At 49.4% G+C, this 17,861-nt stretch carries 10 protein-coding genes and 1 tRNA gene; 3 read left to right on the forward strand and 8 right to left on the reverse strand.

Annotated elements, in window-relative coordinates:
* Positions 1–50 precede the first annotated feature (50 nt).
* The 3 genes from MK185_06510 (at position 51) to MK185_06520 (ending at position 4,456) form a co-directional block, all read left to right on the forward strand.
* Complete coding sequence (locus MK185_06510; protein MCH2040270.1) at positions 51–719, forward strand: glutathione S-transferase; 669 nt, start codon at positions 51–53, stop codon at positions 717–719.
* A gap of 142 nt (positions 720–861) precedes the next feature.
* Positions 862–1,848, forward strand: coding sequence for a hypothetical protein (locus MK185_06515; protein ID MCH2040271.1), 987 nt, complete (start codon positions 862–864; stop codon positions 1,846–1,848).
* A gap of 181 nt (positions 1,849–2,029) precedes the next feature.
* On the forward strand, positions 2,030–4,456 hold the full coding sequence (locus tag MK185_06520) for a fatty acid cis/trans isomerase (protein ID MCH2040272.1): 2,427 nt from the start codon (positions 2,030–2,032) through the stop codon (positions 4,454–4,456).
* A gap of 109 nt (positions 4,457–4,565) precedes the next feature.
* Here the strand turns inward: MK185_06520 and MK185_06525 are convergent.
* The 8 genes from MK185_06525 to MK185_06560 form a co-directional block, all read right to left on the reverse strand.
* A tRNA-Arg gene (locus MK185_06525) sits at positions 4,566–4,642 on the reverse strand.
* Between the two features lie 244 nt (positions 4,643–4,886).
* The gene (locus tag MK185_06530; GenBank protein MCH2040273.1) at positions 4,887–5,168 is read right to left on the reverse strand and encodes a hypothetical protein; all 282 of its coding nucleotides are present in this window, start codon (positions 5,166–5,168) and stop codon (positions 4,887–4,889) included.
* 682 nt (positions 5,169–5,850) lie between these two features.
* The gene (locus tag MK185_06535; protein MCH2040274.1) at positions 5,851–6,288 is read right to left on the reverse strand and encodes a hypothetical protein; all 438 of its coding nucleotides are present in this window, start codon (positions 6,286–6,288) and stop codon (positions 5,851–5,853) included.
* Positions 6,289–6,364: 76 nt separating this feature from the next.
* On the reverse strand, positions 6,365–6,616 hold the full coding sequence (locus tag MK185_06540) for a hypothetical protein (protein MCH2040275.1): 252 nt from the start codon (positions 6,614–6,616) through the stop codon (positions 6,365–6,367).
* A gap of 12 nt (positions 6,617–6,628) precedes the next feature.
* Positions 6,629–14,782: a phage tail protein gene (locus MK185_06545; protein MCH2040276.1), complete on the reverse strand. Its 8,154-nt coding sequence runs from the start codon at positions 14,780–14,782 to the stop codon at positions 6,629–6,631.
* On the reverse strand, positions 14,779–15,309 hold the full coding sequence (locus tag MK185_06550) for a hypothetical protein (GenBank protein MCH2040277.1): 531 nt from the start codon (positions 15,307–15,309) through the stop codon (positions 14,779–14,781). The genes MK185_06545 and MK185_06550 overlap by 4 nt, the downstream gene beginning before the upstream one ends.
* The gene (locus MK185_06555; protein MCH2040278.1) at positions 15,309–15,932 is read right to left on the reverse strand and encodes a hypothetical protein; all 624 of its coding nucleotides are present in this window, start codon (positions 15,930–15,932) and stop codon (positions 15,309–15,311) included. Before MK185_06555 ends, MK185_06550 begins: the two co-directional genes overlap by 1 nt.
* A complete protein-coding gene (locus MK185_06560; GenBank protein MCH2040279.1) occupies positions 15,929–17,860 on the reverse strand; it encodes a hypothetical protein in 1,932 nt (643 codons plus the stop codon). The genes MK185_06555 and MK185_06560 overlap by 4 nt, the downstream gene beginning before the upstream one ends.
* Between the last annotated feature and the right edge of the window lies 1 nt (position 17,861).

Here is a 17,861-nt window from a genome sequence, read left to right on the forward strand (position 1 = left end):
CCTTCCCTCCCGGTAACATAAAGAACACATCATCACTTTGGGGATAATCTATGATCACCTTGCACCATCTGAACAACTCTCGTTCGCAGCGTATTATCTGGTTGCTGGAAGAGCTTGGCGTCGACTACCAGATAAAACACTATCAACGTGATGAAAAAACATCACTCGCCCCCAAAGCACTGGAAGCTGTTCACCCGCTTGGCAAATCACCGGTCATCACCGATGGCGAGCAAACCATTGCGGAATCCGGTCTGATTATTGATTACCTGATGCAAACCTACGGTGCTACCGAGCTTCCGCAAAGCACAGAGAGCGATACCAAATGGCAAAGCCAATACTGGTTACATTATGCTGAAGGATCATTAATGCCACTGCTGTTGATCGCATTAATGTTTGAAAAAGTACGAACCGCACCCATGCCATTCTTTATCAAACCGATTGCTCGCACTATCGCAGATAAAGCAATGGCAGCCTATGCCGGTCCAAACATGCAGAAGCATCTGGGGTATATCAATAACCATCTTGCGGATAAACAGTGGTTATGCGGTGAGCACAAGACTGCCGCAGATTATCAGATGATTTTCCCACTGGAAGCGGCACTCACAAGAGGCGCAACCCGCGAGGCATTTCCTCATGTCGCTCGTTACGTTGACCAGATCCATGCATTACCCAGCTATAAAACAGCACTGGAAAAAGGCGGTCCTTACGATTACGCCTGACCCCTGACTGCGGGCACGCTTCACACCGGGCAATTTAAGCCGCTTATACTGCGCAATTGCCCACTCATCTGTCTGCCGATTCCCTTTCCATAAGTGCCATATTTGGTACCGTATAACCTGACTCAAGGGTATCGATTTTTACATGAACATTCTGATTGTTGGCGCAGGTGCAGTAGGTCAGGTATATGGCTGTCATTTTCAGCAGCAAGGCCACCAGGTTACGTTTCTCATTAAAGAGAAATATCAGGCCGAGCTGTCTCAGGGGATGACCTTATATCATCTGAACCAGGACAAAAGTCTGGAAACACCGATCGTTTTCAGGGATTACAAACTCCTAACCGATTGGCCAGATCATACTCATCATGATTTCGATGTAATTATTCTCAGTATTCCATCGACAGCCCTGCGAAATTTACCGTTCGCGCAAATTAAACGCTGCTGCAATCAGAAAACTCCGGTACTGATGCTGCAACCCAGTACCGAAGATTTTGCGATTCTGTCCGATCATTTACCAGGTGTACCGCTCGCCGAGGGACTGATCAGCCTGATTGCCTATCAGACACCGTTGATAGACCATCGTAACCCTCAACGCAGTCAGCAACCCGCGAAAAATGGAATCGCTTATTATTTACCCCCCCTTGCAATGCCGATTTCTAGCAATACCGAGTGTCTCGCTCAGCAGTTAACTGCACTATTTCGCAACAGCCAGATCAAGGCCAGGGTCAGCCACTCTGCCATTGCAGACTCAAAAGTACCGTCAGCATTTTTAATGACGTTTTTGTGCGCTCTGGAGGCTGCCGACTGGGACTTAAAACGTTTATCTCGAAACCCGGCATTACTCACAGAGCTGACGCGCGCACAACGCTTCTTTTTACCCACACGCTTATCACAACGATGGCAGCAGACAATCGCCGGCATTATAGTCACTCCGGTGTTACGGCCACTGATATACCGGCTTGTTATTAATACAGCACCTTTGCTACTGCCGCTGCCTCTTGAAGCCTACCTGAAATTTCATTTCAGTAAGGTCAGACAACAGACTCTGCTGTATATGAACGATTATATTAAAGAGATTCCCGATCAGCGTTTGGTCCAGCTGCTTCAGCGCATTGACGGCTCTGACTGCTGACATTATCCGGGCATTGAAACACCCAATGTGTTTAACGCCCAAATGCCAAATCCATTCCCTGCACCGCCGTTGTTCACGATTTACCTGAGTGTTGCACTGATAGGATTTTATTTTACTTTTTTGAACTCTGCTCAGCGTTGATAAACTGTTAAAATCAACGACTGTATGGCGGAGTTTTTTTATGTTTCTATCAATATGGTCACGGGTTGCCAAATCACTGCATAATGTGCGTCTGATACTGCTCATTATCTTTCTTGCCAGTTGCAGCAGCGTCGCTATCTTATCGGAAGACCTTGATGCACTGTATGGCAAAACATTCATCACCGACCGCCGCCTACCGGCAGACAATGCCAATGCTCAGCACTTTAACCAACAGGTTAAACCCATCCTGGAAAATCGCTGTGTCGTTTGCCATGGCTGCTACGATGCACCTTGTCAGCTGAAGTTGAACTCACCAGAGGGCATCATGCGTGGAGCAAACCCCGAGCTGGTTTATAACGGCACACGTATTCTTGCCTCAACACCCAATCGCCTGGGCATTGATGCCACGTCTACAGAGCAATGGCGAGGGCGTGGTTTTCATACCATCCTCAATGAACGCAGCCAGACAGCAGCCATTAATAGTCAGAACTCTGTAATGTATCAGATGCTGGCACTGAAACAGGCGTATCCTGACGCCAGCGACGATGATAGCTCCCTGCTCAGCGATGACATCACTCTTGGTCTCGATCGGGAACAGCAATGTGCAACAAGACAGGACTTTAATGAGTTCGCCCAACAACATCCGTTATGGGGAATGCCTTATGCACTTCCGGCACTCAACGAAAACGAACACAATACCTTGTCTGACTGGATCAAAAATGGGGCACCCATGTCACTACCAGCAGAATTGCCCATTGCGATCGCTGAACAGCGTGACCAATGGGAACAATATCTCAATCAGAACTCGTTGAAGCAGCAGCTCGCCAGCCGCTATATTTATGAACACTGGTATCTGGGAAATTTATATTTCTCTGACGTGCCATTATTCACCAAAGCGGAACCGGTTCATCGACCAGAATTTTTCTTTAAATTAGTACGTTCAGCGACCCCACCCGGCTTGCCGATTAAACCGATTGCGACTCGCCGTCCGTATGACGACCCCGCAGTAAAGCGGGTTTATTATCGCTTACAATTAAATCCGGCCAGCATCGTCGCTAAAAATCATATGCCCTATCGCTTAAATCAGGCGCGTATGGACTGGTTGACCGCACTCTTTATCGATCCAGACTACACCGTCAAAGAGCTACCAGGTTACGACACTCACGTCGCAGCGAACCCATTTATTGCTTTTCGTGATTTACCTGTAGGTTCGCGCTATCGCTTTATGCTGCAGGAAGCCCAATACACCATTATGGGTTACATCAAAGGACCAGTATGTCGCGGACAGGTAGCACTGAACGTGATCGACGATCACTTTTGGGTATTTTTCAGTGACCCATCTAACGAAGACGACGAATACGTCGCTGAGTTTCTGGATCAACAAAGTAGTAATCTGCGCCTGCCCGGTGAAGCTGAAAGCAATTCTGGCATTGTCACCAACTGGTTAAAGTACAGCTATCTACAAGGCCAGTATCTGAAAGCCAAGCGCGAAATTCTGAAGAAGTATTCCGAGCCAACCGACAAGTTTGATACCAGCCTGATCTGGGATGGTGAAAAACGAAATCCCAATGCCGCTCTGACCGTATTCCGACATTTTGACAGCTCAACCGTTGTAAAAGGATTAGCTGGCCAAAACCCAAAAACAGCCTGGGTGATTACCTATCCGTTACTCGAACGTATTCATTACCTGTTAGTGGCCGAGTTTGATGTGTATGGAAATATTGGCCATCAATTATTAACCCGACTCTATATGGATTTTCTGAGAATGGAGGGTGAGTTCAATTTCCTGGCATTATTGCCACAGAAACATCGCATTGAACTGGCTGATTATTGGTACCGCGATACCAGTGAAGAAGTGAAAGAATTTCTGGTTACCCACGGAAAACAGATGATTCGAGACCCGGATATTCACTACACCACGGATAATCCGAAAGCCGAATTATTTGAGCAATTAAAACGGCGTCTGGGGGCGGCCCTGGACGAAAAATACTCTCTGCAGCAGCAACTCCAACCAGAACAATTAAGCATCGTCTCTTCGATCAATAATGTACGTGGAATAACGGCCAATTTGATGCCGGAAATGTCGCTGCTCATGGTAGATGGTTATCTCGGTCAGCAGCAACTCTTCAGTATTATCCGAAATAGTGGGCACAGTAATATTAATGGTCTTCTCACCGAAGATGATAACCGTCTGTTCGAGGAAGATTACCTGACTCTGGTGCCAGGCGTTCTCGGTTCTTACCCGGGGGCGATGTATCGCGTTTCAGCATTTCGTCTCCCTGATTTTGTCGCTGATCTCAGGACAATGGAAGATGAAGAGGACTATCGCCGTTTCGTTGACTATTACGGCGTAAGGAGAACCAATAGCAGCTTCTGGCACCACAGTGATCAGGTGCACAACGCGTTTTTTAAACAGGATCCTTTAAATGCTGGGTTATTAGATTTTAACCGTTTGGAAAATCGCTGATGCTGCACACAAGCCGGTAAGATGTCCGAGCTTGTGGATCAGGGAAGAACCTGAAATGCGTTACGTTGAGATTTTGCCCGGATAACAGGGGCCGAGGGGAAATATCTAATGGCCCGCCCGAGAGGATTCGAACCTCTGACCTTCGCCTCCGGAGGGCGACGCTCTATCCAGCTGAGCTACGGGCGGGGATTGGTCGGGATGAGAGGATTTGAACCTCCGACCACCTGCACCCCATACAGTAAAAAATGGCTTTTATTTCAATATCTTACCTTCATTTTTCCGTATCAAATTTCTTTTAAAACAAGGGGTTTGACAGCTCCCAACTACTGGATATTCGGAAAATTTGAGGTGCTAGGAAGCGCTCAAGCTTAAAGAACTTCAATCATATTGTGCCGGCACTTCTTGAATCCGGCACTCTCGTTTAGGCGACTTATAGCGCTGATTTTCTCAACTGCTCCGTGCGCTGCTCTACAACCTTAAAATGGTTCCGCATCTCGGTAGTAGGGTCTATGAATGTGTTCTTTCTTAATTGCGCGGAAGGGTATGTTTTCTGAACGTGAGCCAGTGAAGCGCTGGCCACATCGCTGCAACTAAATTCAACTGATCCCTGTGTTTGAATCCTGTGCCCAGGCAGGAATTCAACTACCAGATCAATAGAATAGATAGCGTCCTCCTCTAAAGTAGGCTGATCATTCTGCATCGAATCATTCATGTGGTTGACTCCTTAACGGCAACAATTCCCGCTGCAAATCGCAGCTTCTGAGAGCATATTTTCGCCTTCTAGAATCGTCAAACTGACCTAGACAAACACCTCCGAGGTTCAAAATAGACATCGTTCCAGTTCTCCATTGTCTACAATATTTACTTAAGTTCGTGCAATTAGCACCAAGAAGCCGACGGCTGCCAGGCATCCGATTATGTGTGGCGTACCCCACCATAGACATATAGCGCCTATTTGTTGCTAACAAAAACCATAATAACAGGTAATTGATAAAGACATTTTCGTCACACGCAATTATCAAAGTTTCTTTTGCGCCAGACGCAAAATTAGCTATTTTTCTAATCATGAGCCGCAGTTGTAAGGCGCGCGGACAAAGGATTGACGCACTGATACGCCAATCCGGTAAGGAACCAAAGCAGTTAGCTACTATGTGGAAATGCTCAGAAACGAGGATTTCAAGGATACGAAGTGGCGATAGTTTCAGTATGGATTTGCTGATAGCAATGACGAAAACTATGGAATGGTCGAGTGATTTTATTCTGCATGGGCATGCAAGCGGGCAGGATGGTACAAACCACTTAACGCCCGCCGACCTTATGGACGCTAATTTGCTGTCAAACCTTTCACCGAAACGCCGGGCGGCGCTTCGGGCGCTGTTTTTTAGTCTGCAGGACTAATCTGTCACATACTCCCATTCGCCCGCCTCCGGCGAAAACGCCAGGCGCATTCGGTCACCGTTTTTGACTACCATTAACGATCCCTGGGGGGCGTCCAGTGGTAACGCGTTGGTCATCTCTCCGCTAAAAACAATTTGAGGCCCACGGCTATTCTCAACCCGTACCGCGCCGTGGTGCCGCGATTGCGTGCTGAACTTGCCGCCGTCGTTATTAATCGATACACCGCGCACACCGTCGCCGCCGCTCGACTCAAAATAACCGGCGTAACTCAAATGGGAATAGGCCACTACACCGGCCACATTCAGGTCGGCAGAGTAAGCGCTGATCACGCCCTGCTTTTGCGTAACATCAGCAGCTGTTGTGCCTTGGTTAGAATTGGAATCGGCGCCACACGCCGCCAAAGAAAGGGAAAGAAAAAGTACAACCGGCTTCATAATTACCTCCTGTAATGACCGTTTATTGTAACTATTGGCAATTATATCACCTGAATAGTTAAAACTACATCTATCACTAAGCATCGGAAATGGCTGTCGGCGGCGGTATCATATCTGCGGCTTCTCGGTACGCGGAAAGCTTCTGGGCGCATGCGCGGCGCTCTTTCTTCACGGCTTTAAGGTTATGCTCAAGCGCCACTTCCTGAACGCACAGTTCGCGGTATTGAGCGTCAGCGGCCTGTATTTTTGCTTCCAGCTGCTGCATTAACGACGGCTCCGCAGCCACCGGCGCCACCTCTGCGGCTTCGTTTGTTTCTACGTCAGACATGAATATCTCCTATTAATCGCTCGTTCTGCGGGATGACCCGCCGTCGTGAAATGTTGAACTTGAACCGGTTGTAAATCGGCGCCACTTCCATACACCGTTGTTGCCCTTGACGGCGCCATACCAGTGTTTATGGTCACAAGTTAGACCACCCGGAACCACCGGCGGCAATCTACTACTTAATTGGGCCGGATTGATAACCACCTGGGGTTTATATGCCCCGTTTGACTCGACAAGCAAACCGACGCCACCGTCCTTGTTTTCTGCAGTAACACCGGTTCGCCTTACGTCAGAGCTGGTAAACTTCCCGCCGTCGTTATTCATTGATATGCCCCGCACGCCGTCGCCGTTGTAGCTCTCAAAATAGCCGCCGTACTGTTCGCGCGAATAAGCAATAATACCCGCCGTATTGTCTAAACTGGTTTCAATGACGGCAATTGCCCTCGATGTGCCGTTCGGCGTGGTAATCGTGGAATGTGACTGACGGGCCACTCTAAAAGAATCATTCGCGGCATTCAGATTGCCTTTAAATGTCGCCACCCCTGCGATCAGATCAAGGTCCGGTGTTTTCAGCTTCAGGTTTACGCCATCAAACTGCAGGTACTCCGTTGCATTACCAATGTTCATTTTCGGCACACTCGCCACCATACCCAGCCAGATTCCGGAGCTGGTATCAGCTTGGCTGAGTTTCCCGGCGCGTAAATACGCATTACCGCCCTGCAAGTGCAAACCGCCAGTGGTGACCAGCCCGCCATCAATTACGGTTTTGGTAACGTCTGCATTACTTGCCGGTCGATTAGCGCCCGTTACGTGGGTGTTCCAGTCCACGTCGTCACGATCAGCCAGAGCGCCGGTGTTACGGGTGGCATTGTCTGCCGGTCGATTAGCGCCTGACACATTATCCCAATCAGCCCCGCCCAAGTTCGCGGTGTGGTGAATCTGAGAAGTTCCCAGACTGGTTACCAGCGACAAAACCCAGCCTGATTTCCAGTTAGCGGCGCCATAATTGGTGTGACCGGCGACAAAATCTCTAACCATCACTTTTGGATATCGCCAGGTGGTGTCGGTATTCCCCAGCCAGACGCAGCATTTACCACCTTCATGGCCAAACCTGACTGGAACAGACTTAGTACCACTAACCTTGCTGCTACAATGAACCCAGACACCGCCGCCGGCACCATAGTTATAACCGGCTATTTCGACCGAAAACGACTCGCCGCTGCGGTAGTTAAAAACATCAACCACAAATTTCAGCATCGTATTCGTAAAACCCTGGGGTAGCTGGATTTTGATTGCGCCAACCTGAAAGCTATTTATGGAAAAAGTGGCGCCTCCGGGCGCCGCGATACGGGTAACGCCTCCCTGTGAGCGGTAGTTCAGCAGATCCTCGTCTGCTGGGCGCCCCGCAATCTGATTACCCCATACCACCGTATTCTGATTTGCCAGCGCACCAGTGTTACGGGTGGCATTATCTGCCGGTCTATTGTTGCCCTTTACGTGGGTGGTCCAGTCCACGTCGTTACGATCAGCTAATGCACCAGTGTTGCGGGTGGCATTATCTGCCGGTCTATTGTTGCCCTTTACGTGAGTGGTCCAGTCCACGTCGTTACGATCAGCCAATGCACCAGTGTTACGAGTGGCATTATCTGCCGGTCTATTGTTGCCCTTTACGTGAGTGGTCCAGTCCACGTCGTTACGATCAGCCAATGCACCAGTGTTACGAGTGGCATTTGCAGCAATTCCACCCAGTTTTGTACTGGCTGAACTGTCCAAATCCTGTAAGTTGTTCGGGCTATCTTCCAGCGCGGCATATCCGCTGCCTCCTGTAATCTCTACACGGCCTTTTACCGCCAGGCCAGTCTGGGTGGTATAGCGCAAACTGCTGATGGCATCCCCGATATGCACTTCCGGCTTGCCACCAACCAGACCAAGCCACACCCCTGCGGTTAAGTCGTCGGCGTTTGCCTTCGCTGCCTTGATAAACGCGTTATCGCCATCTAACTGCACCCCGCCGGTGGTGACCAGCCCGCCATCAATAACGGTTTTTGTTGGGTCGGCATTATCAACAACGCCCCGGTTTTCCCTGCGCACAATTTGAGTACCTGCCGCCGCATACGACTGGCCTAACGGGTTCTCACGCTGCCAGGCCAATAACCTGCCTCCCCGCGCCTGCACCTCTGCAGATAGATACACGCCCCGCCACATGCCGGTAATGACGCCGTACAGCGTAACGATTGTTTCTGTTGCGGTTTCTTCGTAGTAGGCTCGCAAATAAAGGCCGGTATTCCCTTGAGTTTCAAAACGCGCGGCGGCAACACTGTTTGCAGCCCCACCAGTGATAACGCTTAAATTAAAATGGCATTGGTACTGATATCGGGTAGAACCGCCAAAACGAGCGGAACCGGTAATCGATAAAGCCTGGTTAGGTCCAGAGCTGCGCCATTCTGCCATTTTGTACCATTGGCTAATGCTGGTCGTATTCACCCGAAAAGGGATGCGGTTTAACGTGTAGGTGGGCACCTGAGTGCCGTCGAAGCGGTCCAGGTCATCCGATAGCCCCGCGATTCTGGCGGCCTCGGCAGAGCCAGCCGGATCGGCGCCCACTTCATCGGCGGTTAGGGAATCTTTATCAGCCAGGGCACCAGTGTTACGGGTGGCGTTGTCTGCAATGCCGCTTAGCTTATCACTGGCGGTACTATCCAGCTCGGCCAGGCTTCCGGGGCGACTATCGATATCACTCCATGAAACACCGTCGAGTGCCATTTTTTTCTGATCGACCAGCAACTTAACCTGGTAAATATAACCCCAGTCATCCGGGCCGGTTCCGTTGTGGCCAATTTTAATAACGTTATCGCTGGTTGTTTTTATATGGTCGTCCGGAACATCAAAAACCAGCCATTCAGTTTTTGCATCAGGCCCATTTGCTGCCGTAAATTTATGATCGTTTAAGGAAATATCGATATTACTTTCCAGATCATTCTGCAGAATCGCCAGACGTAAATACGGTTTGTATAATTGTGGTATCTGACTAAAAACGAACTCGAAAGCATCGGCTTTGCTGTCGATATGCCAGCTGCCAGAATACGTCCAATTTGTTTTAGAAAGCGCGTTGCTTACCTGAATGGCCGCTGCTGCGATATTGTCATCAATCTGCTGATAATCGGTAACGTCGGCGTTGTCGGTAACGCCGCGATTTTCAATTACATCAACAAGGTTTCCACTCGGGGTAAACTCTTGCCCCAGCGGCTGTTCGCGTTGCCACAGTTTCAGTACTCCACTGCGGTAATAAACATCAGCAGAGATATACAAACCATTCCAGGCCGCAGGAATAAAACTGTATATATTGACGGTTAATTCATCATTAACCACTTCATAATAAACCCGTAACGAACGGTCGCCAGTAGAACCCTGGGTTGTGAAATTTCTTGATACTGACGTGATTGGATTATTAGCCACCAAGCTAATATTAAAATGGTATTGGTATTGGTAACGGCCAGACTTGCCAGAACGAATACTGCCCGCAATCGACAGCGCACCATGAACGGTCGTTGTCTTCCATTCTGCGATTTTATGCCACTGTTTTACGCTGCTGGTGTTATTGCGAATGGGTATGCGGTGTATAACACCATCAGGCACAACATCCCCGTCGTATCGATCAAAATCATCTTTAAACGACGCCAGGCGTGCGGTATCAGCAGCGCCTGCCGGATCGGCGCCCACTTCGTCGGCGGTTAGGGAATCTTTATCAGCCAGGGCGCCAGTGTTCCGGGTCGCATTATCTGCCGGTTTGTTATCGCCACCGATACTGCTCCAGAGCATATCGTCCGGGATCACATCAACAGAAAAATAATCGACTTCGTAAGTGCCTGATTTACCCGAAGCATTGACAAGAATAAACGGCCTGATTCCAACGCAGTCAGCGTGCAGAGTACCGGGCGCGCTTATCTCGTCGCGGTTGTGGGTTATCGCCTTTTCACCTACTGGCGCGTAGCCTTTTAAATATCCGGTGAATACTTCCCAGTCGTTCGGCTCACGATTAGCGGCCGCAAAATAATGTTGAACGTTGAACTCAGGCAAGCCGTGAGTATTAACGAAACCACCATTTTCATTAACGCCAGCCAAACCGATAAAGCACTTGGCATCACCTGCGGTGCGACGAATACGGCACCTAACACGATACAAGCTTTCAGGGTTAAACGGGATGATCTCCTGGTGTATCAGCCGCCGCTGATCGTCACCGTCGTTGTTGCCAATGGTCAGTATTTTGCCACCTGCACCATCACCGCTTTGCACGCTGAATTCGCCGCTGCCTTGGTAATTTTGCCAACGGCCAATATCGCCGTTAAACGCATCATAAAAGCCCGTAAATTGGGGCTTTTCTTTTACGTCATCTGCCCAATCGACAGTATCTTTATCAGCCAGTGCGCCGGTGTTACGGGTGGCGTTGTCTGCCGGTTTGTTACTCCCCTTAACGTCATTGCTCCAGTCCACGTCGTCACGATCAGCCAGTGCGCCGGTGTTACGAGTGGCGCCGATTTCAGACACCCGCGCAATGGGCTTGGCCTCGCGGTAAATCTCGGCGGATTGGATTTTATCGCCCTGGGAACAGGTCATTTCGCCAATGATCCACATCTCCTCGTTTGGCTCGAATTCAATCCAGTCTGTGTTGTTATCGTATTTCCAACCCTGATCAGAGAACACCGCAAAAACAACGTTGGCTGGCTTGCCCTGGTAACCGAGAAATTCCGTACTAGACCGGTTCCAAACAATCCAACCCCGTGCTGCTCGGTTCGTGTTTATGGTCCATTGAACCCCCACCGCAGGGCTGCGTGGGATTGCCAACGCTTGCCCGCCCAATTGAATGGTGCCATCACGCGTAATGTCAGGGGTGCCAGCGGTATTGGTGGCACAGATAACCGCTTCCCCATTATTGCCATGCAGGGCGCCGTTTTTAATCTCCTGGTTAATCAGAATGACGGCGGTTTGCGTTTTAAGACCTTCAGCCTCTTGCGCGTTAATGTCGGCCAGAGTGGCGGGTTTATCCAAAATTGCGGCGTAGCCTGTAGAACCGGCTCCGATGGTTACCTTGCCAGCAATCTCTGCCCCGGTGGCTTTCAGAACACCATCGGCGGTGATGCCGGTTTTAATATTCCCGGAAGAATCGGCACTGATAAAGGTGTATATAACCCCGTCTGCCTCATACACACCAATACCGGTTTTGAAACCGTTATTAATGGTTTCAATACTGCCCCCGGACTGAATGCCGATGGTTGCGGTGATCAGGCCGGAAGTTAATTTAGCCGCAATTAAATTCTCGATTTTTTCCGACGGTATCGCATCCCCGGCCAGCTTGTCCGATATCCAGGACTTGTCGATAGGGTCGGTTTTGGTTGCCCAGGGGCTTAAGCCTGAAACGTCAGAAGGCAGCAGGCGCTGCGTGGTAAAGCTCAGCGGGCCGACCAGCTCACCCAATCGCCTTTTAGCATCGAACGCTTTGTAGTAAATACGGTAACTGGCACCAGACTGCAGGCCCGGTAATTTGATGCTGGTATCAGACCCGGAGTAGATCGGATCACCTGCAGCATTGGCATCATTCCCGTACCAAATTGTTATACCTTGGTAACCGACTGGCGCAGTCAATACCAGACTCGCTTCATTTACTCCGGGCGTCACACGAAAGGAGCTGGGCTTTAATGGCGATTTGGTCGAAACAGTTCTAACACCGCTCCACTCTCCGGAGCCGAACGCATCACGAGATAGAATCCGGAAGTCATAATCTGCATCGCTATCCAAATTTTCAAACTGATACTGCGTTGCGCTTCGCTCCATATCGACATAAGCCCAGGAACCACCCGATTTTTTCCAACCAAGTCGGGTCCCCACAATGTCCGGCGCTTGATTGTTTACCCACACAGCGGACACACTGTTAACCTCGGCAGTCACAGAAAGCGTCGGCGCCACCGGTTTCAGATTTTCGACGGTTATTTCAGCGGGCTGGCTCAGGGCTTCAGAAATCGAAATTGCGGCTACTTCCACGACAAAGCGCCGACGTAGGCCAACTTTCAGATTGGTTTCATAGCCATATTCAAAGCGCGGCTGAGAGGCAGTGGCGCGATATATTTCTGCCCTATTTTCAGGATCAAGGACGCGAACCCGATATTTGTCGAAAGCATCGAGTGCAATGTCATTCCATTGCAGCTCAGCAGAGCGCCCCGAAAATGGCGCCAGCAACGTTAGCCCAGTAACGGCAGGCAGTTCAGGTACGTCATGACTGAACGACACTGAAGCGGGCCTACTCCTTGTTACATCGGTGACGCTTACCACTCGGGCAATATAGTCAGCCGGTGTCAGATAGGGAATTTGTATTGCTGTTCCGTTTACCGGCGCAGAAAAAACAGGTTCAGATGATCCACTCTTTACGACCTCAACCAAATACCCGGTAATTCGGGCATCTTCTGGTGCGGTCCAGCTTAAAACGCCCGATTTATTCGTATTGAAACTGCCCGCTGAGAACGTCAAACCGGTAACAGAACTTACTACGCGGCTATCTGGCAACAGCTCTGTACCGGCAGCTGGCAGCTCATGACCATGCGTCAGGTGGTCATATGCAGAATCGACATGCTCTAACAGGCCCAGCAATACCAAGCCATTTTTTAAATCAATTTCAGCGCTTTCTACCCAGAACCGCATCTGATCGAATTTGTCGTCAGTGACGGTTACAACATCACCGACGGTAACGGCCAGAAGCTCCAGCGTGCAAACATAAGTGGCCTTGATTCCTGCACGAGATTCTTTAACGATTGAACTCAGCAAGTCAGCCGCACGATAGATATCGGCACAGCCTACCAAATTGATCTCTTTCTCGTTTACTCCCCCATCAGACTCGACCCAGTCCTTAAACTGCTGAGCCTCCGCAGGCGGGTAAATAACCTGTCTCTGTTTGTACTGGTTACGCGGTTCAACATAGGTGCCTATAGCGCGATTATAACGTTTGTCTTTTACGCCATATTCGAGTGACTTTCGCTCTTTGATCTGATCTTTCGTAATGGCGAACGCTGGCGCAGTGGCCGCCTTTCGAATGTTCAAATGATATTGACCATCGATCCAGGCCAAACGACCTCGACAGGTCTTTAACAACTCGCTCAGATTGTCTCGAATTGAATTGCCAGTATCGATAGCAATGTCGCAAGACATTTGTGGCTGCTGCGGTCCACCGGCAAACGTGGGAGCCAGCGCGTCGCAATAATTTGCACCATCGATAATGGAAGGCAGGTTTATATCTGATACGGGAATACCCGCACCATAATCTGCCGTTAAATAGTCAATGATTACCAACGCCGGATTATTATCAGGAGTGTCGCCAAGCTCTGTTTCATCTGGTGTACCATCGTATCCATAACCACAAACACGAAAGCCAGCACCGACTCGATCAGCACTAATCTCTTTGTAGAATTGATGGTTTTCTGACGACCACCCTTTCAGGACGCCACCAAGATGGGAGCGCGGCACCTGGTGACTGATAGAGTGGTTGATATAGTCTGGCCACCCAGCAAGAGTATTTCCGGGACCGCGCCCGTCATCAGTGGGAATCAAATAATTTCTGTCAGAATTCCATTCGATACGCGGATCATGCAGCATCTGGCCATTCGGTAAATACTGAACTTCAGGAAGATTCCCGGAAGTATACTTATGCGAGTCGCGGATATTAAACTCGAGGCGCAACAATGCCAGTGCCTGACCTTCAGAGTAATACTCATCGTCTTTACTGAATCTCCAGCCCGCAGGAAAACCATGGTAATATTTACCGGATTTGGCCAATTTAAAACCATATCCGTCCTCGGAGTCACCAGTAGCTTTTTCAGATATCGAAGCAAGGTTTTTTGCTATATCGCCATTCTTATATTTATCCGAGTATGCATCCAAATAACCTGACATGGTTATAGCGTCAGGAATACGCTGAACCCCTTCAGATACGACATACACGACGTTTAAAGACTCTGCAGCAGCACGATTGCGATAACCTATTTTAACCGGCAAGGCTGTTTGCCAACCTGGGCGCCCATATATCACCGGAATAGCATTGGTTTCTAACGGGAGCGAAGCATCGCTTTTTGGCTGCTCGTTACCATCTTCAATAAGCTGGTTAAAACCTGTTTTCAGTAAACTCATGATCCCCCCGCGCCGGAGCCAGCTAATTCATCAAAGATATGATCATTAGGGTATTTTCTGCTTTGACTCGCAGTATTCGTTTTACGATTAGATTTACGGTTAAACTTGTGCATATGATTCTTAAAAACCACTGCCAAACTGCCATTTTCACTGGGCTTCATATCGTGACAATAACCACGGTAAATACTGGGGATTACGTGCGCTAAGGAGTAATCAGTCGGATTAATGATGGCCAGGTGAATATCGATTTTTTTGTCGTAATGTCCGTTATTACGCATTACACCCAGGAGTTCGTCATCACAATCCGAAAACACAAGCGACATTGAGTTAGCGGAAAGAGAAAAATCAGACTTGATACTCGGGATATTTTTAACTAATCCGGGAATATAATTTTTCCCTGAATGTTCGAAGTAACGGCCATTGGCACTGATATATAATGGCTGATCAAGTTGAAACTCTATTAGAACGGCAAGCACGACCTGACCGCTCGCCAATAGCTGAGTGACGGCTTCGGGTAAATTTCTCATTATTCGATTACTTCTATGAGACCAACAGATTTTATGGAGTGGATACGGCCGGGAGATAGAGTTAATGCGGCGGTATTGCTATCGAGGCGCATGCGGAGTTTTATTTGCTCAGTGATTGCTGAGGTATTGGCCGGTAACGGCATGATTAGCGGGCTAACGAGTTTCGCTGTTGCCTTTCCGGCTGCACTGGTTTTTAAATCCTGAGCCAAGATATATGCGCGTGGCGAATTTCCAAACTGAATCAGGTTTCCCGCTTTAAGAATAGTTTTAGCCGCTGGCAGTGAAGCTAATTTAACTTCAAAACCACTATTTACCGTTACCTCAACCACTCCAGAACCACCGTGGCCGCCAGCATCTTTGAAAACTTGATCAACCAGAAAATTGAACGCATTAAACTGACCGCGACACCGAGCAAGAAAGGACCAAAGCGCCTGCAATTCGTAACCGCCTGCAGCGCCCGTTTCATCAAACGTTCCCTGATTATACGAGACTGTTACAGCTAACTTATCAGGGCCGCTTTCAATTGCCTGCGACCGGCCTGATTTTACATCGTTCACCGTAATATCTGATATAAGCCGAATCGAAATAGACTTTGCGCCCGGTTCTTTTGGGTATTCCATCATGATCCTGTCAGGCTGTGACCGTATTCTTGTAAATGCTCTTCAGTGGCCTCTGCAACAGCCTGGCGACTATCGCGGATGCGATCATCAAAACTTTGCGTATCGATGGCCTGAATGGCGCCCTGAGCGTAATAGTTCTCGATGTGCGGGCGATTCTCCTGCGTGCGGCGAAGTGCAGAGTCAGGGACACTGGAAATGGTTGCGGCAGAGTTAGGGAGCGCCTGATCGAAGGTAGTCTGACCAGATAGACCACCGCCGGACCCGCCCTGAGAGATAGTCCCTTTGTTCAGCTCGCGCATTCGAACAAGGCCAGCAGCAACAGCAGCGGAGGCAGCGAGGGCGCCTGCGGCAGGGCCACCCCAAGAAGCCGCCCACTTGTAAGAACTCATCGCGGCTTCGCTGGTGCTAATGGCAATATTTATACGCGCCGCTGCGCGGCCTATTTTTGCCAATCGACTGCTACCCGCTTTCGTTAAGGTGGCCAGATTGGCGAAGAAGGTTTTACCGCCCGCTATATTTGCAGCGCGGGTTTGGGCTTCAGAGTCAGCAATTGCTTGCTGGTATTTAGTCCAGTTGGATTTGCTTATTTCGAAATGACGCTCTTCGCTAACCTGCTTAGCTGCCAGAGCATTATCGATAATTTCCTGGCGGCGTTCGTAAGCAGCAATAAAGTGTTCGTTACCGCGATTTAATTCAGCCGCGACTTTTTCCGCCTCGCTGCCAGTTGAAAAATCAACGCTTTCTATTGAGGCTGAAGCCACCGTGGGTTTGTTTGCCGCTGCAATCTGCTTACCAGCCGCTTCAGCCTTGGCCTGAACTTCGTCAAACCATTCCTGAACGCCTTCCGATGGCAGCTTTTTCATGGCTAGTTCGTGCAATTCTTCTTTCAGCACTGCGACATGAGCCGCACTGGCTTTCGCCAGGCCAGAAATACCGGAGTTTTCGTCTAACTTAACGTTAATGCCTGGCAGAATATTGGCAACACTCACCACCTTCTGGGCAATTGTTTCGAGATTCTGAAGCGTAGTTGCTGTAAAGGTAGCAACTAACAGCTGAGCCCCCTTCCAGACCAGTTGCATCCCGCGCACTGCGTTTCCTGCAAAGCCAACCGCTTTGACAACGATTTTCATGCCAGCATTCACCTGGTCACGAAAGCCGTTATTCTCTTTCGCAGCTTCCACAAATTCTGTTTTTAATATGGTGATTAATGGCGCTACTTTAATGGCTATGGTGTTACCCAAGCCCTGCATTGCCATGCCTGCTTTGTAGCTGGCATCGTTCGCAGCTTCGATTTTAGCCGCATCAACACGATTCACAGCAACGCCCAGCTGTTCTGCTTCACGAGCGGCTTTGGCCAGTTCTTCAGAGCCACCACGCATGGCGTTGATAAGGCCAACACCTTCGGAGTCAAACAATTTAAAGCCAAGGCGAACCTTGTCAGTTTGATTCTCGATACCTTCCATGGCATCAGCAATTCTGTAAAACTGCTGATCGGGTGACAGCTTGTTTAATTCCTGGGCATTTAACCCCAGCTCTGCCAGTGCAGCCGATGCGACACTGGTTCCTTTCGCAGCTTCCGAAATCCGACGCGTAGAGCGTTGCAGGCCTACGTCTAAAGCACGCTGAGCAACGCCATTCAGTTCGCCCTGGTGTCGTAATCCTGCGAGCGCCTTGGTGGTAGAGCCGATTTTGTCGGAATGCTTTGCCAGCGCATCGATATTATCGAAGGCGCGATTTGTGAGTACCGTTAGCCCACCAGCTGCAGCGACCGCACTGGCAGCAATCGCCCCGGCGCCAACCTTGGCATAGCCTTTTACTTCTTTCGCCCACTGGTGAGTCTCTTTTTTGCTTTTCTTCAGCTCGTTATTAAACGTGGCTGAATTCGCATGGAGACTAACAACCAGCGATGCAATTTTAGCTTTGATGCCCATA

The organism is Saccharospirillaceae bacterium, from assembly GCA_022448365.1.
GTDB lineage: Bacteria > Pseudomonadota > Gammaproteobacteria > Pseudomonadales > Oceanobacteraceae > Bacterioplanoides.